Below are 19,735 nucleotides of genomic sequence, written 5' to 3'. Positions count from 1 at the left end.
GAATTGACCGCACAACCGCCGGAAGGTGAGTGATGGCACAGGATCCCGAGGGTCCCGAGCAGAACGTCGAGGAGTCCGTGGAGACGTCCGCGGATCTCGGCGAGAAGGTGGCCCGCGTAGCCAGCGCGGCGCACGACATCGGGAGCTTCATCCGGTCGCAGCGAGAGGCCGCGCAGGTCTCGCTGCGACAGCTCGCACAGCTGGCGGGGGTCAGCAATCCGTATCTCAGTCAGATCGAGCGCGGACTGCGGAACCCGTCCGCCGAGGTACTCGCGCAGATCGCCAAGGGTCTGCGGGTGTCCTCGGAGGTCTTGTACATACGGGCCGGCTACCTCGAACAGAGGCCGCACAGCCCGGTCCGGGACGCACTGCTGGCCGATTCGGTGATCACCGAGCGGCAGAAGCAGGTGCTGCTGGACATCTACGAATCGTTCTGCCGCGAGAACGCGGGGAACGAATTCGCAGGGGACGCAACGGAATCCGAGGGGGGCGTTCCCGGGGGGACCAGGGACAACGCCGTTCCGAGCACTACCACCGCCGTTCCGCCACGCCAGGAGAACGAACCATGACCGAAGCAACACTCACCGTGACCAAGCCGCTCTACGCGACCGTCGGCGCCGGGGATGCCCTCTACGCCGCCGTCAACGACCTGGTGGGCAAGGTGCGCGAGCGCGCCGCCACCGTCGATGTCACCGGCCGCGTGGACGAGGCCCGCGAGCGCATCGCGAACCTCCCCGCCGACGCCCAGGAGCAGTTCGAGACGCTGCGTCAGCGGCTGACCGGCCTGCCCAACGAACTGCCCGAGGATCTGGCCGATCTGCGTGACCGGCTCACCGCCGAGGAGCTGCGCAAGGCCGTCGACCAGTACTACCACCAGCTGGTGGACCTGTATCAGGATCTGGCCTCGCGCGGTGAGGAGACCGTGGATCGGCTGCGCGCCAACCCGGCCTTCGAGGAGCGTTTCGAGAAGGTCGAGGGCATCTACTCCGATGTCGTCACCCGCGCCGAGGACGTCTTCGGCAAGGTGTCCGATCAGGCCCGCGGCCTGCTGGGCAGCACCGAGGAGCAGGCCGAGCCGGTCGTCGATGCCGAGGTCGTCCAGGTGACCCACGAGCCCGCCGCTCCGGTCGACGAGGCCCCCGCGGCCGACGAGGCCGAGGTCAAGAAGGCTCCCGCCAAGAAGGCCCCGGCCAAGAAGGCGCCCGCGAAGAAGGCCGCGACCACCGCCAAGCAGTAGTTGTCGCGCTCGTTTTCCGAGTACGCCCCCGTGCACCGTCAGGCTGCGCGGGGGCGTTTCTCCTATCATTGAGGGTGTGTACTCCCTGATCGGCATGACCATGCTGGTGATTCAGATCGCCGCACTGGGTGCCTGCCTGTTCGCGTTGGTCCACGCCGTCCGTCAGCGTCGTGACGCGTTCACGGCGGTCGACAAGCTCACCAAGCCGATCTGGGTCACGATTCTGGCCGTCGCCACGGCCGTGGTCGGGTTGCCGTTGCTGGGCTGGTTCAGCCTGGGGATGTTCGGGCTCATCGCGGGTGTCGTCGCTACCGGCGTATATCTGGCCGATGTCCGGCCGAAGGTGGACGAAGTACAGCGCGGTCCGCGCTGGTAGAGCGCTTGCACTAGCAAGCACCCCCTCGGTGGCGTTACTGTATCGGTAAGTAACACACAAGGGAGTGTTCCGATGCAGGCAACGTTGCCTACCCCGATCGCGGGTCTGGTTGATCTCGTCCGCGGGCTGATGCGCACCCATCGCGCCGGTCTGCGCGCCCGGACCTACGGCGAGCAAGCCTTCGATCCACCGAGCGCCCCGTGCGCGGACGTACCGGTCACCGCACCGGACGGGACCGCCCTGCGGGTGCATTCCTACGGGCCCGACAACGGCGACATCATCGTGCTCGTGCACGGCTGGACCTGCTGTATCGAGTACTGGAATCCGCAGATCAACGCCTTCGCCGGGCAATATCGCGTGATCGCCTACGACCAGCGCGGCCACGGCGGGAGCGCCTTGGGCGCCGGCCCGCTGAGCACCGATCTGCTCGCCGACGATCTGTCCGCGGTGTTGGATGCGGTGCTGCGTCCCGGCCAGCGGGCCGTGCTGGTCGGGCACAGCCTGGGCGGGATGACGATCCAGGCGTGGGCCGGGCGGTATCCGGGCCAGGTGGCCGCTCGCGCGGCCGCGGTGCTGCTGACCAACACCGCCGCCGGTGATCTGATCGCGGAGACGAGCGTCGTCCCTCCGCTGCGGGCGCTGCCGTTGCCGCTACTGCTTCCGATCGGGAAGTTCCTGCTCAGCGCGCCGCTCGTCTTCCCGCCGATCGCGCCGGTGCGGTGGATCTTCCGGCGTCAGGTGATGAGCCTGGCCTCGACCGGTGACGTGGCCGAGTTCGCGCTGTCCATCGTGCGGTCCTGCCCGACCCGGGTGCGGGCGTTGTACGGGGCGTTGCTGGCGGATCTGGCGCTGGGGCGTTCGGCGACGGCACTGACCGTGCCCACCACCGTCATCGCCGGAAGCGCCGACGATCTGACGCCTCGGGTGCATGCCGAGCGGATCGCGGAGATGCTCGCCGAAACCGGTTCGCTCGATCGCCTCGAGGTCCTGCCGACCGGGCATCTGGGCAATGTCGAGGCGGCCGAGGCGTTCAATGCCGAGCTCGACCGGGTGCTGGGCGGTGCGTTCACGGTGCGGGAGGCCACGGCGTAGCCGGAGTCCGATGGCACTGCTTGCACTAGCAAGCACTGCGGTTAGCGCGGTAGTGTGCGAGAGGACACAAAGGAGTGCTCATGCTGGCGAAGCTGCCCGAGGCGGTGACCGGACTCCGTTCCGGCGCCGATGCGCTGGTCGCGGCCCATCGCGGACAATTGCGTTCGCGGAAGTATCGGACCGCATCGTTGGATCCGCACCCCGCGCCGGAGGTCGTTCCGGTGGTCACCGAGGATGGCGCTCGTCTGCGAGTGCACGCCTACGGTCCCGAACAGGGCGACGTGATCGTGTTCATCCACGGCTGGTCCTGCTGTATCGAGTACTGGAATCCGCAGATCAACGCGTTCGCCGGGGAGTACCGGGTCGTCGCCTACGATCAGCGCGGCCACGGCGAGAGCGATTGGGGCACAAGGCCGTTCGGCGGGGAACAACTCGCCGACGATCTGTCCGCGGTGCTCGACGCGGTGCTGCGTCCCGGTCAGCGGGCCGTGCTCGTCGGGCACAGCATGGGCGGTATGACCATTCAGGCCTGGGCCGGGCGTTATCCGCAGCAGGTCGCCCAGCGGGCCTCGGCGGTGCTGCTGGCAACCACCGCCGCGCGGCAGATTCCCGGCCGCGCCACCATCATCCCGGTCATCGGCGAACACCTGCCGACCCCGGTGTGGGTCGCGCAGACCATCTTCGGCGCGCCCGTGCCGCTGCCCGGAATCGCCATCGCTCGCAAACTGCTCGCGTCCCGCATCATGACCTCCGACTGCGATCCCGAACTGGCCGAATTCGCGCTGTCCATCGTCCGGTCCTGCCGTCCCACGATCCGTGGCGCGGTGGCCCGTGACCTGGCCGCACTCGACCTCGGCGCCGCGGCATCCCACATCACCGTCCCCACCAGCGTCATCGCCGGTGAATACGACAAACTCCTGCCTACCGTCCATTCGGTCGAGATCGCCGACCTCCTCGCCGAGACCGGCGCCCTGGACCGCCTCCTCACCCTCCCCACCGGCCATCTGGTCAACATCGAGGCGGCCGCGGAATTCGACGCCGAGCTCCGCCGCATGATCGGGGTAGCCGGGCGCAGCAGCGCAGTAGCCAGCTAGGCTGGATTTTTGGCCTCCCGCGCCGAAAACCTTGGAGTTGGCCTTGCTGAGCCTTTCGCTTCGCGGGCGACTTCCAGCGGGAAAGAGACGATTCGCCGCTGGGTACGTCGGAGGTGGGTGTCGGGTGTGTCGGGCGCGGTGTTGTATTTTGCCTGACGGCTGTTGGGGCGGTTGAGCTTTGGTGTGTTCAGCTGAACACGACTGTGCGGCGGCCGTGGACCAGGACTCGGCCTTCCAGGTGCCAGCGCAGGCCGCGGGCCAGGACGACGCGTTCGATGTCGCGGCCCTGGCGGACCATGTCGCGGACCTCGTCGCCGTGGTCGATGCGGATGACGTCCTGTTCGATGATCGGGCCCGCGTCGAGTTCGGCCGTGACGTAGTGGCAGGTCGCGCCGATCAGTTTGACGCCGCGGGCGAATGCCTGGTGGTAGGGGCGGGCGCCGACGAACGAGGGCAGGAAGCTGTGGTGGATGTTGATCGCGCGGCCCGCCCAGTGCTCGCACAGATCCGGCGGCATCACCTGCATGAACCGGGCCAGCACCACGGCATGCGGATCGTGTGCGTCGACCAGTTCGCGCACCCGGGCGAAGGACGGGCCGCGTTCGGCCGGATCCTTCGGGAACGGGACGTAGTGGAATTCCACGTTGTGCGCCCGGGTCACATCGGCGAGATCGGGATGGTTGCCGATCACCGTCTCGATGGTCGCGGGCAGCTCACCGCTCGCGGCGCGGCCCAGCAGATCGTGCAGGCAGTGCGCATCCCGGCTGACCAGCAGCACCGCGCGCCGGCGCACGCCCGAATCGAGCAGCTGCCAGTCGGTTTCGGGCCCGAACTCCGCGGCGACCTCGCCGAACCGCGCACGCAACTCGTCCAGCCCGAACGGCACCGTCGACGCGGTGATCGCCTGCCGGGTGAAGAACCACCCGGAGTCGATGTCCGAGTGATACCCGGCCTCCATGATCGATCCGCCGAACCCGGCGATGAACGAGGTGATCCGGGCGATGATTCCCGGCCGGTCCGGACAACCGAGCGTCAGCACGAACCGCCGATCCTCATCCGCCGCGCTCATCCCCGGACCATCCGCTCACTCATGCCCCCATCCTCGCAGGTGGCGAAGGCCCCTCGAGCTCAGAGTGCGTAGAACGGCTCCGGGTAGTGGAATTCGCCGGTGATGCCCGGTTCGTAGGTGGTGAGCGGGCGGACCTGGAAATGGGATTTCCAGGAGGGTTCGTTCGGGACGATGCCGAGGCGGGAGCCGGGCTGGAAACCGAAGCGCGGGTAGTACTCCAGGCTGCCGAGCAGACCGACCAACGGTTCGTCCAGCGCGTCGGCCGCGCCGAGGGCCGCATGCATCAGGGCCGAGCCGACGCCGGCGCGCTGATGTTCGGGCAGGACGCCGATCGGTCCCAGGGCCAGCACCGGATACGGGCCCACACCGCCACGGGTGAGGCACACGTGCCCGAATACCCGGTCGATGCCCTGCGCGACCAGCGACAACGTCGGCATCCAGGCGGAGTCGGCGCGTAGGCGATGAACCAGATCGACTTCGGCAGGTTCGGCTGTTGCCTCGGACCGGGCGAACGCGGCTCGATGCACCGCATCGATCGCGGGGATGTCGCCGGCCCGTTCACGACGGATCAGCACGGTGCCGTCTCCTCCCCTTCGACAGATCCCGGTCGCATCCGTGGTGATACGACTGCTGCCCGCACGACCGGCCCTCCCGAGTGTGCGGGACGGACAGGTCCGAACGCAACGAAATTCCTTCCGCCGCAGGCGCGCACGTCCTCGGGCCGAGCGCGTCGCGGCCGATGTGCCAGACTCTGTGCCCATGGCCGATACCTCGCCGCAGACCGGAGATCGCGCGCTCACCCGCCGGGAGGTGGCCGCGATGATCGACCACACCCTGCTCGCCCCGGGGGCCACCGCCGCGGACGTGGCGGCGACCATCGATGAGGCGCGGGAACTGGGCGTCTACGCGGTATGCCTGTCGCCGTCGATGCTGCCGGTCCGCGCGGCCGGACTCGTCGTCGCCACCGTCGCGGGATTCCCTTCGGGCAAACATCATTCGCTGATCAAGGGCAGTGAGGCCCGGCTGGCGGTGGAACAGGGCGCGGCCGAGGTCGACATGGTCATCGACGTCGGCGCGGCGTTGGCGCAGGACTACAACGCGGTCCTGGCCGATATCGTCACCGTGCGCGAGGCGGTGGGCCGGGACACGGTGCTGAAGGTGATCATCGAATCCGCGGCGCTGCCCGATGCGACGGTCGCCGAGGTGTGCCGTACCGCCGAACGGGCCGGCGCCGATTTCGTGAAGACCTCCACCGGATTTCATCCCGCGGGCGGAGCCGAGGTGCGGGCGGTCCGGATCATGGCCGATACCGTCGGCGGGCGGTTGGGCATCAAGGCCAGCGGCGGTATCCGCACCGCGGATTTCGCGGCCGAGCTGATCGCCGCGGGGGCGACCAGGCTCGGTATGTCCGCGTCTCGCGCTGTGCTGCAAGGGTTCCCGGAATAGGTCACCGGTTCAGCAGCTGACCTGGGTGTTGGGGTCGGCCTGCATGGTGCTCGGGCCGCCGGCGAGTTTCACATCGATACCCGAATCGGTGACGGTCAACTGACTCGGATGCATGTCGAGCGGATAGCTCTGCAGGCTCTTTGTCATCGACTGCACGATGTTGTCGACCAGGTCGTTGGGGATGCCGATCACGCCGAGCAGCGTGGCCTTGTTCGTGTCGACCTGGATCTTGTCGTTCACGATGCGCGGGGTCAGCTCCAGATCCGCCAGGCCGCCGAGCACCTTCACATCCAGCGTGCCCGAACTCGGATTCGACGTGACGCCCGAGACCAGGCCCTGCAGCGTCTGGGCGATCCCGTCGTCGCTCCAGCTGGCCTCGGCGCTGGAGCTGGCGACGGTGGCGTCGTTCCCGTTCATGGCGATGTCGTTGAGGGTGGCGCGCACCTTCATGCCGACCGCCGGGCCGAACTGCGCGTCGTCACTGTTCACTGTGACCGAGCCGACCTTGTGGTCCAAGTAGGTGAGCAACAGGGGTTTCGCGCCGAAGCTCACCGAAACCTTGCTGCCCAGGCTCTTTTCGAGCTGGGTCGCGATGCATTGTGAAAAGTGTTTGCGGGCATAGGTTTCGAAGCCGACCGCGGTGCCGACCGCAGCCAGCACGATCACGATTCCGACGATCAGCACAATCCGGCGCACGTTCCGGCCGCGGCGTGGCGCGGCGGTCGCGGAGTCTGGAAGGCTCATGGTTGCGATTCTTCCCGAACTTTCTGAGTTTGCTCTGTGGAACGGTTGAAGGATCGATTGCGAGTCGTGCCCGATTGTGACATACCGCACACGCTCCGGGCGTAGCCTGGATCGCATGTCCAGGGAAGCCGGTGCCGCCAGCGGCGGGCCCGGAGGCCGTAATCCGCGCAACAACGCCGGGCCCCGGGAACGTCGGCAGACGAGTGTGGCCGGGCGGGGGCGCGATCCGGAACAGGCGTGGTCGGTGCTGCGGCGGCTCGCGGGCCGCTACGCCGGATACTTCACCACCCGCACGGTGGTCCGGTCCGGATGCGAGGAGTTGATCCGCGCGGCGCTGGACGAGGGCCGGGTGCTGCGGGTCGGGGTCGGGTTGATGCGGCTGGGCGACTGGCCGCCCGGTCCGCTGGACGACTATGCGAAATGGTCGGCCTGGTTCGACGGTGCGGCCGCGGTCTCCCATCACAGTGCGGCCGAACTGCACGGCCTGGGCCGGTTGCGCCCGCGATTCGTGCACATGTCCGCCAGCGGCGGCCGATTGCCCAGCTCAACCGGACTGGTCGTGCTGCGCCGCACGCTGCGCCGCGACGACGTCGAATCGGCGGGCGCGTTCCTGGTGACCACCCCGCTGCGCACGATCCTGGATCTGGCCGAATCCGGTATCGGCCAGATCGCGCTGGACGAGGTGGTCGCCGACGCGATCGCCATCCACCGCTGCGACGGCGACGAAATCTACACTGCCGCAGGGGCTCTGCCCGCGCACGCCGCCCAACGACTCCGGCGGTCGGTGGATCGGGCCTGAATTGTGCTTCAAGCTTTTGCGGGCGCGACCACGTGCCAGGGCACCGAGAGTACACAGTCGCGCATGCGGCGGCGGTAGGGGCGAACCGGAAATCCGTTCTCGCGCAGGATTTCCGCGGTCCGTCGCCAGCGGGTACGCGGGCCGTAGGGGGCGAGCGGGGCGGCATGCGCCCAGGCGCGATCGGCGGCGGTGAGCAGGGTGTGGATCGGCTCGCCGGGGACGTTGCGGTGGATCAGCGCCTTCGGGAGGCGTTCGGCCAGGTCCGAGGGACGCTCGACGGTGAACGGATCCCAGGCCAGGGTGAGTGAGAGCGGGCCGGAACGGTCCAGCAGCACCCAGGCGCAGCGGCGGCCGAGTTCGTCGCAGGTGCCCTCGAGTAGCAGGCCGCCGGGCGCGAGGCCGCCCAGGACCGTGTCCCACGCCGAGGCGACGGCCTCCTCCGGATACTGCCGCAGCACGTTGAACGCGCGCACCAGCACCGGGCGCAGACCCGCGAGTTCGAAACCGCCGCGAGCGAAGCGCACCCCGTCCCGGCCGGGCACGACGCGTTCGGGATCGATCTCGAGTCCGACCACCCGCACGTCGTGGCGCACCCGGCGCAGCCGCGCGGCCAGCTCCAGGGTCGTCACCGGACTCGCACCGTACCCGAGGTCGACCACGAGGGGGTCGTCGGCGTCGCGGACACGGGTGCGGACCAGGTCGTCGTGGATCAGCCAGCGATCGCTGCGCCGCAACCGGTTGATCCCGGTCGTGCCCCGGGTGATCGCGCCCAGCGGTCTACCGGATGCGCCGGGTGCCTTACCGGACGCGTCGACCGGTCTGCCGGACGTGCCGAGTGGTCTGCGGGATGCGCCCGCCGGGCCACCGGGCGCGAGCGAGCCGACCGATCCCGGCCCCCTCAGCTCGTCGGGTTCTGCTCTTCCAGCCATTGCGTGGTGAATTCGGCCTCGGCGCGCAGCAGGTCGATCAGGTTGATCAGCATCAGCTGTTCGAGCCTGGGCCCGAGCAGCGGGATGCTCACCCGCGCCGTCGGCGTGGTGCGCAGCGTGCAGCCGGTGTCGGTGGGGAACAGGTGCATCTTGCCGTCGAGGGTGCCGGGCGCGGACGGAATCGTCGCGCCGAACTCGCCGTCGACCTCGGGACCGTACGGGCCGTACGTCTCGGTGCGGGTGATGGTCATGTCCTTGCGCATCACCGTCTGCGCCAGGTCGGGCAGCATGTGCCGGGGCAGGACGTGCTCGAGCACCACCTCGATGCCGCCGTCGCCCGCCTCCAGCGAGACCACCTCGTTGGGGGAGTACTCGCGCATCTTCGCCATCCGCGCATCCCAGTACGCGCGGTCGGACAACGCCGCGTACACCTCCTTGGTGGTGTGCAGCGGATAACGGGCTGAGTAGGCGAGTCGGCGGGGCATGGGGAGTTAGGTTACTGGTCGCTCAGCGGTTCGCGATCCAGGTACTGGTGAATTCCGCCTCCGCCGCGAGCAGCTCCAGCAACTTCTCAGCGACCACTGCCTCGATCTTCTTGCCGAACAGCGGCACGCTCACCGCGACCGTGCCCTCGACGACCGCCCGCACCTGCGTGTCGTCACCGCTGAGGGTGACCGTGCCACGCACCTCCGCGGGCGCACCCTCCACATGGGCCTCGAAAACACCGGCCTCCTGGGATTCGGAGTAGGTCTCGGTGCGCGGGATGACCAGATTGCCGGGACGTACCGAGGTCAGCGCGGTGGGCAGCTCGGCCTCGGGGATCGACTGCACCATCGCCACACGCAGCTGTTCGCCGTCGTACTCGAAGGATTCCAGGCGCGCGTCCGGCCCGCCGACCTCGGCGAGACGGTCCTTCCAGTACTGCTCGTCCGCGAACGCCGCGCGTACGGCCGCGGTCGAGAATTGGTAGTTCGCGGTGAAGGCCAGAGGTGTCGCCATGGTCGAACAGGCTACCGTCTGTGACTGTGCGTACATCTCAGGTGGTGCCGTTCGAGGACGTGACCGAACTGCTGGCCGCAACCGGTGCGCGGGTGCGCAATTCGGTCCCGCTGGCCGGGCTGACCACGTTGCGGGTCGGCGGCCCGGCCACGGTCGCCGACTGCGAGAGCGTCGAGGCGCTGGTCGCGACGGTGCGCACGCTGGACGCGGCCGGAGTGCCGGCGCTGCTGCTGGCGGGCGGGTCGAATCTGCTGATCGACGACGCCGGATTCGGCGGGGTCGTGGTCCGGATCGCCACGCGCGGAATCGAATTCGGCGCGGACGGGGTGATGACCGAGGCGGGCGCGGTGTGGGACGAGGTGGTCGCGGCGAGCGTCGCGGCCGGATTCGGCGGGCTGGAATGCCTTTCCGGGATTCCCGGGTCGGCGGGTGCGACGCCGGTGCAGAACGTCGGGGCGTACGGGGTGGAGGTGGCGCAGCTGTTGCGGCGGGTGCGGCTGCTGGATCGCGCGTCCGGCGAGATTCGTTGGGCCGCACCGCAGGAACTCGGTTTCGGCTATCGGACCTCGATGCTCAAGCACAGTGACCGGTCGGTGGTGCTGGCCGTCGAGTTCGCCCTGAATCCCGACGGGCGCAGCGCGCCGCTGAACTATCGCGAATTGGCCGCCGCGCTGGATGCCGCCGAGGGGGAAACCCGTCCGGCGCAGCAGGTGCGCGAGGCGGTGTTGCGGCTGCGTGCGGGCAAGGGAATGGTGCTCGACGCCGCGGACCACGACACCTGGAGCGCCGGGTCGTTCTTCACCAATCCGGTGGTGCCGCCCGAGCGGGAGGCCGAGGTGCGTGCCGCGATTGCGAAGTATGTGGGGGATGTCACAGTGCCCGCCTACCCGTCGGTAGCAGGGGTGAAGTTCTCCGCGGGTTGGTTGATCGAGAGGGCCGGTTTCGGTAAGGGATATCCGGGTACTCCGGCTCGCGCCCGGTTGTCCACCAAACACACGTTGGCACTGACCAACAGGGGTGATGCGAGCGCAGCGGACCTGCTCGAGCTGGCTCGTGCCGTGCGCGACGGCGTCGCGGAACGCTTCGGGATCCGGTTGGAACCCGAGCCGGTGATCGTGGGCTCGACACTCTGAGAGCGTGGCGCGAACCACCCGAAACTCGGTCGGAGCCGGAAAACTTACGCGGTAGATTCGCGGAAGTGAGCATTCGAAGAGTTACCAGCAGACGCGTCGCGCTCGCGGGGATGGCTCAGCTGGCGGCGGCCGCGTTCGTGGCGGGATGTTCGAGCGATGGTGGCGGGGGCAGTTCGCCGCAGCAGAAGGCTCCGGTCGCGAAGATGACCTTCGAGCCGGGCGCGGGCGCCGCCGACGTGAGCCCGGTCGCGCCGATCTCGGCCAAGGTCGCCAATGGCACGATCAAGCAGATCGCGCTGAGCAATGCCGACGGTAAGCAGGTCGACGGGACGCTCTCCCCCGACAAGACCAGTTACAAGATCGGCGAACCGCTCGGTTACGGCGTGACCTACAGCTGGTCCGGCACCGCGGTCGGCACGGACGGTAAGCCCGTCGCGATCGACGGCAAGTTCACCACGCTCTCGCCGAAGAAGACCGTGCCCGCGACGGTGAACGTCGGCGACGGCCAGGAAGTCGGCATCGCCGCACCGATCATGCTGCAGTTCAAAGGTCATGTGACGGACAAGGCGGCCACCGAGAAGTCGTTCACCGTCACCACCAATCCGCCCACCGAGGGCGGCTGGGCGTGGCTGCCGGACGACAACGGCGGGTCGCGGGCGCACTGGCGGCCCAAGGAGTACTGGGCCCCGGGGACGACGGTCGATTTCGCGGCCAAGCTGTACGGGCTGAACATGGGCGGCGGCAACTTCGGCGACTCGGATCTGACCTCCTCGTTCAAGATCGGCCGCAGCCAGATCGTCAAGGGCGTCGCCTCGACGCACCGCGTACAGGTGATCCGGGACGGTGCGACGCTGTTCGATTTCGCGTGCAGCTACGGCGAGGGCAACGAGACGCGCAACGTGACCCGCTCGGGCATCCACGTGGTGACCGAGAAGTACGAGGATTTCACGATGTCGAATCCGCCGTTCTACACCAATGCCCGCGAGCGGTGGGCCGTGCGCATCTCGAACAACGGCGAGTTCATCCACGCGAACCCGATGTCCGCTGGGGCGCAAGGCAATTCGAACGTCACCAACGGCTGCATCAACCTCAGCACCGCCGACGCGCAGAAGTACTTCCCGACCGCTCTGTACGGCGACCCCGTCGAGGTCACCGGCACCTCCATCGCCCTGTCGGCCGCCGACGGCGACATCTACGACTGGACGATCTCCTGGGACAAGTGGCAGTCGATGTCCGCGTTGCAGGGTCAGCCCGCACCCGTCGTCTCCGCGACGCCGGTCCCGCCCGGCCCGCCCGGAGGTAACTGAGCCCTGCGGTCCGGGCGGTATCCGAATTCTGTTGTGCTGCCGTACAACTCAGGAGCTACGTGAGAAGCGGCCGGGCCCGGCCTGGTCGCGCGGCTTCACGACGATGGTGTCCAGGTCGACGTGGGCCGGGCGGCTCGCGGCGAACGCGATGATCTCGGCGATGTCCTGGGCCAGTAGCGGATCGATGCCCTCGTAGACCTTCGCGGCGCGGTCGGTGTCGCCGTCGAAGCGGACCAGGGAGAACTCGGTTTCCACTGCGCCCGGGGCGATTTCGGTGAGCCGCACCGGCTGGCCGAGCAGCTCGCCGCGCAGCGTGCGGTGCAGGACGCCCTGGGCGTGTTTGGCCGAGGTGTAGCCCGACCCGTTGTCGTAGGTGTCGAAGGCGGCGATCGAGGTGACGGTGACGATCAGTCCGTCACCGGAGGCGATCAGTTTCGGCAGCAGCGCCTTGGTCAGCCGCAACGTGCCCAGCACGTTCGTCTCCCACATCCACCGCCAGTCGTCCAGATCCGCCTCGGCCACCGTGGCCAGCCCCTTGGCCCCGCCCGCATTGTTGACCAGCACGTCGACCCGCTCCACCGCGTCGCAGAACGCCCGCACCGACTCGTCGTCGGTCACGTCCAGCGCCAGCGCCGTCCCGCCGATCTCCTGCGCGAGCTTTTCCAGCCGATCCACCCGCCGCGCCCCCACGTACACGTGGTACCCCTGTTTCGCCAGCTCACGGGCGGTAGCCTCGCCGATCCCCGAACTGGCCCCGGTAACAACAGCACTACGAGTACTCATACCCGAAGCTTATGTGCCCCGGGTTTGCCCAGCATCCCGGCCGCTGTCGGAGGAAGTGTCGTCCGCTCGGCGAATCCGCACCCGCACCCCGAGTGACGTTTCGCAACTCCTGATTTCGTGAGCGCATGGGTAACTTCTCGGGACGATCCGAAGCCCGGGTACGTTCCCAGCTGTCGGCCCGAAGTGCGAGTCTTCGGGCACTCACGACACGCTGAAGTCGCGGAGAGGCGGGCGAGCATGGGTATTCGGGAAGTTGTCAGTGCGGACGGGGCCGGGATCGTCTATCGGGTGAGCGGGCCCGAGGGCGGGCGACCGCTGGTTCTGCTGCACGGGTGGGCGGGGAATCTGCGGAACTGGGGTGTCGCGGGCGAGGAGCTGGCCCGGCGGTTCCGGGTGATCGCGGTCGACCTGCGCGGGCACGGGTATTCCGACGCGCCCCAGAGCGGGTACGACGATCCGAAGAACTGGGCCGCCGACGTCGCGGCGGTGCTGGCGGCGGAAGGCGTCGAGACCGGGGCGGTGCTGCTGGGCTGGTCCTACGGCGGGATCGTGCTCAGCGACTACCTCGCGGTGCACGGCACGGGTGCGGTGGCCGGCGTGGTGTACTGCGGTTCGCAGGCCGGGATCGGGCGCGGGGTGCCCGGCGCGGAACCCGGTCCGGCCATGCAGAAAGCGATTCCCGACGTGTTCGAGGAGAGCGCGGGGAAGGCGATGCGCGGATTCGCGGCCTTCGGCAGTGCGAACACCGGTACCGCGCGGGACAAGGGCGGCGATGCGCAACGCCTGTTCGGCGGCAGTCTGTCCACGGCGCCGCGGGTGCGCAAGGCGCTGTTCTACCGCAGCGTCGACAACACCGCGATGCTGCGCGCCCTGGACGTCCCGGTCCTGGTCCTGCACGGCACCGCCGATCCGGTGGTGCCCATCGACAACGGCCGCTACATCGCCGAGGCCGCCGCGGACGTGCGCACCTCCTACTGGGACGGCGCGCAGCACGGCCTGTTCATCGAGGACCCGGAGCGTTTCGTCACCGAGGTCACCGCATTCGTCGAATCGCTCGACTGAAAGATCAACTGCCGCGCGGAATGTCGGCGAACGTATTGTGACGACTCTCACTTGGAGGTCCAGGCCGCATCGGCGCGCGGCACGGGACGTGCACACTGGAAAGGTGGTGAGTCAACGCGCGGATGTACGGCCGAATCGGATAGCCGTGTTATCGGTGCACACCTCGCCGCTGGCGCAGCCGGGTACCGGCGACGCGGGTGGGATGAACGTCTACGTGCTGCAGACCGCGATTCAGCTGGCGCGGCGCGGGGTCGAGGTGGAGATCTTCACCCGCGCGACCTCCTCGGGCGACGAACCGGTGGTCGAGGCCGCACCGGGCGTACTGGTGCGCAATGTGGTCGCGGGACCGTTCGAGGGGTTGGACAAACACGATCTGCCCACGCAACTGTGCCCGTTCGCGGCCGAGGTGCTGCGGCAGGAGGCCCGGCAGCTGCCCGGCCACTACGACCTCATCCACTCGCACTACTGGTTGTCCGGGCAGGTCGGCTGGCTGGCCCGGGATCGCTGGCGGGTGCCGCAGGTGCACACCGCGCACACGCTCGCCGCGGTGAAGAACGCCTATCTCGCCGAGGGCGACGCCCCCGAACCCAAGGCCCGGGAGATCGGCGAACGTCAGCTCGTCGAGGAGACCGATCGGCTGATCGCCAATACCGCCGAGGAGGCCCGGCAGCTGGTCGAGCTGTACGGGGCGGATCCCGAGCGCATCGATGTGGTGCTGCCCGGTGCGGATCTGGCGCGTTATCGTCCCGGCGACAAGGCCGCCGCCCGTGCCGAGCTGGGTATCTCTCCCGATGAGCAGGTGGTCGCCTTCGTCGGCCGGATCCAGCCGCTCAAGGCCCCCGACGTGCTGGTACACGCCGCCGCGCAGGTGCTGCGCGAGGAACCCGGCCGCGCGCTGCGGGTGCTGATCGTGGGCGGCCCGTCCGGCACCGGACTCGAACGCCCCGACGCGTTGATCGAACTCGCCGCCTCGCTGGGCATCGCGGACCGGGTGACCTTCCTACCGCCGCAGGCCCCGCAGCGGCTGGTGCAGGTGTACCGGGCCGCGGACGTCGTCGCGGTGCCCAGTTACAACGAATCGTTCGGCCTGGTCGCCATCGAGGCGCAGGCCAGCGGTACCCCGGTGCTCGCCGCGAACGTCGGCGGACTGGGAACCGCTGTGCGCGATGGGGTTTCGGGTCTGCTGGTGTCCGGTCACCGCACCGACGAGTGGGCCGCGTCGCTGCGCTCGATGTTGGACGATCCGCGACGTCTGCGCGCGATGGGCGCCGCGGCCGCCGAACACGCCACCGAATTCTCCTGGGAGCACACCGCCGAGGGACTGCTGGACAGTTATGCCGAGGCACTGTGGAGTCATCGGGGGGTGCGCTCGCGGTTGGCGGGTACGGTGCTGGGCGAGGGGGGTCAGACCAGGTCGCGGGCATTGTGGCGGCGACGGATGGGAGTGGTGCGCACGTGAGTGGAGCGCAGCGGAGCGAACCATCGGCACAGCGTGCCCCCGCGCACGACGGAGCCGAGCGGCAGCGAGGCGGAGTCGGGAGTGGACGTGCGGTGAGCGGGGCGGCCCGGTGAGCGCCGCCGAGACCGCGGAACTGATCGAGCGGACCCTGCGCGATCGCGAGGTGGAGTACACCCGCGACGGTGAGCAGACGTTCGTCGTGGTGCTGCCCGGTGAGCGCAAACTGAAGACCACCGTCATGCTGACCGTCGGCAAGCACGGGGTGCGCACCGAATCCTTCGTCTGCCGCAAACCGGACGAGAATTTCGAGGGCGTCTACAAATTCCTGCTGCGCCGCAACCGCCGGCTCTACGGCGTCGCCTACACCCTGGATCGGGTGGGCGATATCTACCTGGTCGGCCGTATCGCCACCCACGCGGTCACCGAGGACGAACTGGACCGTATCTTCGGCCAGATCCTCGAGGCCGTCGACGCGGACTTCAACGTCCTGCTCGAACTCGGTTTCGCGGAATCCATTCGGCGCGAATGGAAATGGCGGGTGTCGCGGGGGGAGTCGCTGAAGAATCTGCGTGCCTTCGAGCACCTGGTCGACGCCGAGGATTCCTGAGGTCCGCCACCGGGCGCGGATCGGACCGGCCGCGAGCTGTTTCTCGGCATTCATGCGGCGGACTCGGAGTATGATCCTGGGCGGGGTGCCTTTTCGCTGAGGAGTCCCCGCGATGACCAAGTTCGTTCAGGCAATCGAGTTCACGACCACCCATATCGACGAGTTCAACGAGAAGCTCGACGCCTGGCTCGCCGCGACGGCGGGCAAACGCACAGCAGTGCACGGCATGGAGACCAAGGATCGCGACCGGGTCGATACCTACCTGCAGATGGTCGAATTCCCGTCCTACACCGAGGCGATGCGGAACTCCGACCTTCCCGAGACGACGCGGTTCGCCGAGGAATTGGCGGAGCTGTGTGACGGCCCGGCGATCTTCCGCAATCTCGATCTGCTGCGCGAGGACGACATGTCCGACGGACAGGCGCCCACCCTGCTCGTGAAGAGTCTGGACGCCCCCGACGAAACCCGGCCCTTCGAAGCCGGAGCCGGCCGAATGGATGTGGTCGAGACACCGCACGGCCCGGTCGGTCGTGCCGTGTTCGAATCGGGCTGGCACTGGTCGCGACACGTCGGGCCGATTGCCGGAACCGAGAGCTGCCAGGCCCTGCACGAGGGCTACTGCGTATCCGGCCGGCTGCGGATCCGGATGGACGACGGTACCGAGAAGGACATCGGCCCCGGCGATTTCCTGTTCTGCCCACCCGGACACGACGCGTGGGTGCTCGGCGAGGAGGCGTGCGTGGTGATCGACTGGGCAGGGGCGAGCGGCTACGCGGAGCCGACTCCTCCGCCTCCCCGCGACTTCAGCGGGCCGTAAGTACTGCGAGGCTTCGGCTTCGGGCCGACGGTTGCGCAGTGGGTCACCTGTTGGGCGTACCCGGTGAGTTACCCATGTTCTCGAGAAATCAGATGTTGCGTGGGTTCACGGTCGGTTGCGCGGCGTGGCGATCGACAATGGGCGCATGGAACTCAGGGATGCAATGCGGAGTACGGGCGCGGTTCGGGAATTCACCGATGAGGTGGTCGAGGATCGTGTGGTCTACGAGATTCTCGACGACGCCCGTTTCGCGCCCAGCGGCGGTAACCGGCAGGGGTGGCGGGCGATCGTGGTGCGCGATCCGCAGGTGCGGCTCGGGTTGCGGGATCTGTATCTGCCGGGGTGGGACGAGTACCTAGCGATGGGGCGGGCCGGGCTGGTGGCGTGGGCTCCGGTCACCGATCGGGAGGCCGAGGCGCGGGCGTTGCAGGACGCGCCCGCCAGCGCCGCGAAGCGGGGTGCGTTCGCCGAACAACTGCACGAGGTGCCCGTCCTGATCGTGCTGCTCGCCGATCTGCGCGCCCTCGCGGCCCCGGATCGCGATCTGGACCGGTACACCCTGGTCGGCGGCGCGTCGATCTACCCCTTCGCCTGGAACATCCTGCTGGCCGCCCGCGACCGCGGTCTGGGCGGCGTCATGACCACGATGCTCACCCGGCACGAGCCGCAGGTCCGCGCTCTGCTCGGCGTGCCCGACGAATTCGCGGTCGCCGCCGCACTGGCTCTGGGGCACCCCGTGCGCCGTCCGACCACACTGCGCCGCGCGGCCGTCGAGAACTTCACCACCCTCGACCGCTTCGACGGCCCGGGTTTCACCGCCTGATCCACAACGCGGTTTCCCTGCCGCGGACGGGTCCGGGGTGCGAGGATTTCGGGCTGTGATCAGTGTGGCGTTGGATATCGGGGCGACGAAGTTCGCCGCGGGGGTCGTGGATGCGGGGCAGCGGGTTCGGGATGTGCGGCAGATCGCGGTGCCGAAGCAGGGGGTGTGGGACGCCTGCCGCGAGTTGCTGCTCGAGGTGGCAGGTCAGGAGCGGGTCGGCGCGGTCGGGATCGGGGCCGCCGGGCCGGTGGATGTGCGGTCCGGGACGACCTCGCCGCTGAACATCCCCGAGTGGAGTTCGGGGTTCGCACTGGTGGACGCGGTGCGCGAGCTGTTCCCGGGAGCCGGGGTGCGGCTCGCGGTGGACGGCGCCTGCCTGGCGCTGGCCGAACATCACATCGGCGGCCTGCGCGGGGTGCGGGACGGCTTGGCGATGACGGTGTCCTCGGGCATCGGCGGCGGGATCATCTCCGACGGGAAGCTCGCCCTCGGCCGCACCGGCAACGCCGGACACGTCGGCCACATCGTGGTCCCCGGCTCCCGCGAGCCGTGCGGCTGCGGTGGTATCGGCTGCGTCGAGGCCGTCGCCAGCGGTATGTCCTCGGTGCGCTGGGCCCGGGACCACGGCTGGACCGGCCGCTCGGGCATCGAACTCGCCCAGGCCGCGCACGGCGGTGACGCGATCGCCCTCGCGGCCCTCGAACGCGCCGGAACCGCTCTGGGCCAAGCGATTTCGTCCGCCGCGGCACTACTGGACATCGATCGCGTCGTCATCGGCGGCGGTTTCGCCGAAGCGGGTGAGCCGCTGTGGAATCCGATGCGAGCGGCCATCGCCGAGCACGCCCGCCTCGGCTTCCTACACGACCTGCGCGTCGTCCACTCCCAGATCACCAACGGCGCCACGCTGGTGGGCGCGGCAGTACTGGCCACCGAACATGCCGGTGTCGACGTTCACGACTGAGACCTGGCAGGGTGAATGCACCTGCTGATTTCGCGAGTGCATGGGTAACGCACCGGGAACGCCCAGAACCCGACCGCGCTCTCGACTGTCGGCCCGAAGCGGAAGTCTTCGGACACTCGACGGCCCGCTGAAGGCACGGAGCGGCGGGGGAGCCGCGGAGAGGCGGGGGAGCCCCGTAAACGCCACCGCTACGATGGGCCGCATGACGTACACCCTCGTGTTGCTGCGCCACGGCGAGAGCGAATGGAATGCCCTGAATCTGTTCACCGGCTGGGTGGATGTGCACCTGACCGAGAAGGGTGTGGCCGAGGGGCGGCGGGCGGGGGAGCTGCTGGCCGAGCGGGGGATCCTGCCCGACATCGTGTTCACCTCGCTGCTGCGGCGGGCGATCGGCACCGCGAATCTGGCGCTGGACGCCGCGGACCGGCACTGGATTCCGGTGATCCGGGACTGGCGGCTCAACGAGCGGCACTACGGCGCGTTGCAGGGCAAGAACAAGGCCGAGATCCGGGACAAGTACGGCGACGACCAGTTCATGCTGTGGCGGCGCAGCTACGACACCCCGCCGCCGCCGATCGAGCCGGGCAGCGAATTCAGCCAGGACGGCGATCCGCGCTACGCCGGTATCGAGGCTCCGGCCACCGAATGCCTGAAGGACGTCGTGGCCCGGATGGTGCCGTACTGGGAGTCGGACATCGCTCCGCAGCTGCGCACCGGCAAGACGGTTCTCGTTGCCGCGCACGGTAATTCGCTGCGCGCGCTGGTCAAGCATCTGGAGGACATCTCGGACGAGGACATCGCCGGGCTGAACATCCCGACCGGCATCCCGCTGCGCTACGAGCTGGACGAGAATCTGCGCCCGAGTGGTGCGGGCGAGTACCTGGATCCGGAGGCGGCCGCGGCGGGTGCGGCGGCCGTGGCGAGCCAGGGCGGCAACAAGTAACAGTAACCGGTGGTTGCAACTTACTGACCGGTAGGTAAACTCTCGCTCGTTTCGT

The 19,735-nt window shown here is 68.8% G+C and carries 23 protein-coding genes; 16 read left to right on the top strand and 7 right to left on the bottom strand.

Features of this window, described 5'->3' with window-relative positions; genetic code table 11:
• Positions 1-32: 32 nt before the first annotated feature.
• From K7711_RS03995 to K7711_RS03975, 5 genes are all read left to right on the top strand, one after another.
• The gene (locus K7711_RS03995; RefSeq protein ID WP_235746546.1) at positions 33-569 is read left to right on the top strand and encodes a helix-turn-helix domain-containing protein; all 537 of its coding nucleotides are present in this window, start codon (positions 33-35) and stop codon (positions 567-569) included.
• Complete coding sequence (locus K7711_RS03990; RefSeq protein WP_222964900.1) at positions 566-1,237, top strand: heparin-binding hemagglutinin; 672 nt, start codon at positions 566-568, stop codon at positions 1,235-1,237. The genes K7711_RS03995 and K7711_RS03990 overlap by 4 nt, the downstream gene beginning before the upstream one ends.
• Positions 1,238-1,331: 94 nt before the next feature.
• The gene (locus K7711_RS03985; RefSeq protein ID WP_222966649.1) at positions 1,332-1,613 is read left to right on the top strand and encodes a DUF2516 family protein; all 282 of its coding nucleotides are present in this window, start codon (positions 1,332-1,334) and stop codon (positions 1,611-1,613) included.
• A gap of 72 nt (positions 1,614-1,685) precedes the next feature.
• Positions 1,686-2,705 (top strand): alpha/beta fold hydrolase, encoded by a 1,020-nt coding sequence (locus K7711_RS03980; protein ID WP_222964898.1) that lies wholly within the window; start codon positions 1,686-1,688, stop codon positions 2,703-2,705.
• Between the two features lie 80 nt (positions 2,706-2,785).
• Positions 2,786-3,799, top strand: a complete 1,014-nt coding sequence (locus tag K7711_RS03975) for an alpha/beta fold hydrolase (RefSeq protein WP_222964896.1) — start codon at positions 2,786-2,788, stop codon at positions 3,797-3,799.
• 187 nt (positions 3,800-3,986) lie between these two features.
• Here K7711_RS03975 and purU read toward each other — a convergent pair whose 3' ends face one another.
• Both purU and K7711_RS03965 read right to left on the bottom strand, forming a co-directional pair.
• Positions 3,987-4,868, bottom strand: a complete 882-nt coding sequence (gene purU, locus K7711_RS03970; protein ID WP_222964894.1) for a formyltetrahydrofolate deformylase — start codon at positions 4,866-4,868, stop codon at positions 3,987-3,989.
• A 59-nt stretch (positions 4,869-4,927) separates the two neighbouring features.
• Positions 4,928-5,443 (bottom strand): GNAT family N-acetyltransferase, encoded by a 516-nt coding sequence (locus K7711_RS03965; protein ID WP_222964892.1) that lies wholly within the window; start codon positions 5,441-5,443, stop codon positions 4,928-4,930.
• Positions 5,444-5,627: 184 nt separating this feature from the next.
• Here K7711_RS03965 and deoC point away from each other — a divergent pair, with 184 nt between their 5' ends.
• On the top strand, positions 5,628-6,314 hold the full coding sequence (deoC, locus tag K7711_RS03960; RefSeq protein ID WP_222964890.1) for a deoxyribose-phosphate aldolase: 687 nt from the start codon (positions 5,628-5,630) through the stop codon (positions 6,312-6,314).
• Between the two features lie 9 nt (positions 6,315-6,323).
• Here the strand turns inward: deoC and K7711_RS03955 are convergent, their stop codons facing one another.
• On the bottom strand, positions 6,324-7,058 hold the full coding sequence (locus K7711_RS03955) for an LmeA family phospholipid-binding protein (protein ID WP_222964888.1): 735 nt from the start codon (positions 7,056-7,058) through the stop codon (positions 6,324-6,326).
• Positions 7,059-7,173: 115 nt separating this feature from the next.
• Here K7711_RS03955 and K7711_RS03950 point away from each other — a divergent pair, with 115 nt between their 5' ends.
• The gene (locus tag K7711_RS03950) at positions 7,174-7,857 is read left to right on the top strand and encodes a type IV toxin-antitoxin system AbiEi family antitoxin (RefSeq protein ID WP_235746545.1); all 684 of its coding nucleotides are present in this window, start codon (positions 7,174-7,176) and stop codon (positions 7,855-7,857) included.
• 8 nt (positions 7,858-7,865) lie between these two features.
• Here the strand turns inward: K7711_RS03950 and K7711_RS03945 are convergent, their stop codons facing one another.
• From K7711_RS03945 to K7711_RS03935, 3 genes are read right to left on the bottom strand one after another with little or no spacing between them, the layout of a single operon-like run.
• Positions 7,866-8,786 (bottom strand): class I SAM-dependent methyltransferase, encoded by a 921-nt coding sequence (locus K7711_RS03945; RefSeq protein ID WP_235746544.1) that lies wholly within the window; start codon positions 8,784-8,786, stop codon positions 7,866-7,868.
• Positions 8,756-9,271: a DUF2505 domain-containing protein gene (locus K7711_RS03940; RefSeq protein WP_222964886.1), complete on the bottom strand. Its 516-nt coding sequence runs from the start codon at positions 9,269-9,271 to the stop codon at positions 8,756-8,758. Before K7711_RS03940 ends, K7711_RS03945 begins: the two co-directional genes overlap by 31 nt.
• A 22-nt stretch (positions 9,272-9,293) precedes the next feature.
• Complete coding sequence (locus K7711_RS03935; protein ID WP_222964884.1) at positions 9,294-9,785, bottom strand: DUF2505 domain-containing protein; 492 nt, start codon at positions 9,783-9,785, stop codon at positions 9,294-9,296.
• A 41-nt stretch (positions 9,786-9,826) separates the two neighbouring features.
• On the opposite strand from K7711_RS03935, the gene K7711_RS03930 reads away from it, so the two are divergent.
• Entirely contained in the window at positions 9,827-10,918 is a 1,092-nt protein-coding gene (locus K7711_RS03930) for a UDP-N-acetylmuramate dehydrogenase (RefSeq protein WP_222966643.1), read from the top strand.
• A gap of 110 nt (positions 10,919-11,028) precedes the next feature.
• Entirely contained in the window at positions 11,029-12,225 is a 1,197-nt protein-coding gene (locus K7711_RS03925) for a L,D-transpeptidase (RefSeq protein WP_222966641.1), read from the top strand.
• Between the two features lie 48 nt (positions 12,226-12,273).
• Here K7711_RS03925 and K7711_RS03920 read toward each other — a convergent pair whose 3' ends face one another.
• The gene (locus tag K7711_RS03920) at positions 12,274-13,008 is read right to left on the bottom strand and encodes an SDR family NAD(P)-dependent oxidoreductase (RefSeq protein ID WP_222964882.1); all 735 of its coding nucleotides are present in this window, start codon (positions 13,006-13,008) and stop codon (positions 12,274-12,276) included.
• A 237-nt stretch (positions 13,009-13,245) separates the two neighbouring features.
• On the opposite strand from K7711_RS03920, the gene K7711_RS03915 reads away from it, so the two are divergent.
• From K7711_RS03915 to K7711_RS03885, 7 genes are all read left to right on the top strand, one after another.
• On the top strand, positions 13,246-14,070 hold the full coding sequence (locus K7711_RS03915) for an alpha/beta fold hydrolase (protein ID WP_222964881.1): 825 nt from the start codon (positions 13,246-13,248) through the stop codon (positions 14,068-14,070).
• Between the two features lie 106 nt (positions 14,071-14,176).
• Positions 14,177-15,529 (top strand): D-inositol-3-phosphate glycosyltransferase, encoded by a 1,353-nt coding sequence (mshA, locus tag K7711_RS03910; RefSeq protein WP_372460114.1) that lies wholly within the window; start codon positions 14,177-14,179, stop codon positions 15,527-15,529.
• A 109-nt stretch (positions 15,530-15,638) separates the two neighbouring features.
• Positions 15,639-16,136: a type III secretion system chaperone family protein gene (locus tag K7711_RS03905; RefSeq protein ID WP_040828198.1), complete on the top strand. Its 498-nt coding sequence runs from the start codon at positions 15,639-15,641 to the stop codon at positions 16,134-16,136.
• Between the two features lie 112 nt (positions 16,137-16,248).
• Positions 16,249-16,953 carry a cupin domain-containing protein gene (locus K7711_RS47305; protein ID WP_235746543.1) on the top strand — a complete coding sequence of 235 codons (705 nt, stop codon included), beginning with the start codon at positions 16,249-16,251 and terminating at the stop codon, positions 16,951-16,953.
• 145 nt (positions 16,954-17,098) lie between these two features.
• A complete protein-coding gene (locus tag K7711_RS03895; protein WP_222964876.1) occupies positions 17,099-17,776 on the top strand; it encodes a nitroreductase family protein in 678 nt (225 codons plus the stop codon).
• Between the two features lie 55 nt (positions 17,777-17,831).
• Positions 17,832-18,737 carry an ROK family protein gene (locus K7711_RS03890; protein ID WP_222964874.1) on the top strand — a complete coding sequence of 302 codons (906 nt, stop codon included), beginning with the start codon at positions 17,832-17,834 and terminating at the stop codon, positions 18,735-18,737.
• 202 nt (positions 18,738-18,939) lie between these two features.
• Positions 18,940-19,680: a phosphoglyceromutase gene (locus tag K7711_RS03885; protein WP_222964872.1), complete on the top strand. Its 741-nt coding sequence runs from the start codon at positions 18,940-18,942 to the stop codon at positions 19,678-19,680.
• Positions 19,681-19,735 lie beyond the last annotated feature (55 nt).

Origin of the sequence: Nocardia coffeae, assembly GCF_019890715.1 — a bacterium.
Classification (GTDB): Bacteria; Actinomycetota; Actinomycetes; order Mycobacteriales; family Mycobacteriaceae; genus Nocardia; species Nocardia jiangxiensis.
The sequence above is the reverse complement of the archived record's forward strand: the minus strand, read 5'-3'. Positions and strand labels throughout refer to the sequence as shown.

What these genes read in the sequence shown, in the direction of transcription:
- K7711_RS03945 (WP_235746544.1), bottom strand. Translation starts at nt 8,786, where the DNA reads ATGGCTGGAAGAGCAGAACCCGACGAGCTGAGGGGGCCGGGATCGGTC.
- K7711_RS03935 (WP_222964884.1), bottom strand. Translation starts at nt 9,785, where the DNA reads ATGGCGACACCTCTGGCCTTCACCGCGAACTACCAATTCTCGACCGCG.
- K7711_RS03950 (WP_235746545.1), top strand. Translation starts at nt 7,174, where the DNA reads ATGTCCAGGGAAGCCGGTGCCGCCAGCGGCGGGCCCGGAGGCCGTAAT.
- K7711_RS03975 (WP_222964896.1), top strand. Translation starts at nt 2,786, where the DNA reads ATGCTGGCGAAGCTGCCCGAGGCGGTGACCGGACTCCGTTCCGGCGCC.
- K7711_RS03995 (WP_235746546.1), top strand. Translation starts at nt 33, where the DNA reads ATGGCACAGGATCCCGAGGGTCCCGAGCAGAACGTCGAGGAGTCCGTG.
- K7711_RS03990 (WP_222964900.1), top strand. Translation starts at nt 566, where the DNA reads ATGACCGAAGCAACACTCACCGTGACCAAGCCGCTCTACGCGACCGTC.
- K7711_RS03925 (WP_222966641.1), top strand. Translation starts at nt 11,029, where the DNA reads ATGGCTCAGCTGGCGGCGGCCGCGTTCGTGGCGGGATGTTCGAGCGAT.
- K7711_RS47305 (WP_235746543.1), top strand. Translation starts at nt 16,249, where the DNA reads ATGACCAAGTTCGTTCAGGCAATCGAGTTCACGACCACCCATATCGAC.
- purU (WP_222964894.1), bottom strand. Translation starts at nt 4,868, where the DNA reads ATGAGCGCGGCGGATGAGGATCGGCGGTTCGTGCTGACGCTCGGTTGT.
- K7711_RS03915 (WP_222964881.1), top strand. Translation starts at nt 13,246, where the DNA reads ATGGGTATTCGGGAAGTTGTCAGTGCGGACGGGGCCGGGATCGTCTAT.
- K7711_RS03885 (WP_222964872.1), top strand. Translation starts at nt 18,940, where the DNA reads ATGACGTACACCCTCGTGTTGCTGCGCCACGGCGAGAGCGAATGGAAT.
- K7711_RS03985 (WP_222966649.1), top strand. Translation starts at nt 1,332, where the DNA reads ATGACCATGCTGGTGATTCAGATCGCCGCACTGGGTGCCTGCCTGTTC.
- K7711_RS03895 (WP_222964876.1), top strand. Translation starts at nt 17,099, where the DNA reads ATGGAACTCAGGGATGCAATGCGGAGTACGGGCGCGGTTCGGGAATTC.
- K7711_RS03920 (WP_222964882.1), bottom strand. Translation starts at nt 13,008, where the DNA reads ATGAGTACTCGTAGTGCTGTTGTTACCGGGGCCAGTTCGGGGATCGGC.
- K7711_RS03940 (WP_222964886.1), bottom strand. Translation starts at nt 9,271, where the DNA reads ATGCCCCGCCGACTCGCCTACTCAGCCCGTTATCCGCTGCACACCACC.
- deoC (WP_222964890.1), top strand. Translation starts at nt 5,628, where the DNA reads ATGGCCGATACCTCGCCGCAGACCGGAGATCGCGCGCTCACCCGCCGG.
- K7711_RS03980 (WP_222964898.1), top strand. Translation starts at nt 1,686, where the DNA reads ATGCAGGCAACGTTGCCTACCCCGATCGCGGGTCTGGTTGATCTCGTC.
- K7711_RS03955 (WP_222964888.1), bottom strand. Translation starts at nt 7,058, where the DNA reads ATGAGCCTTCCAGACTCCGCGACCGCCGCGCCACGCCGCGGCCGGAAC.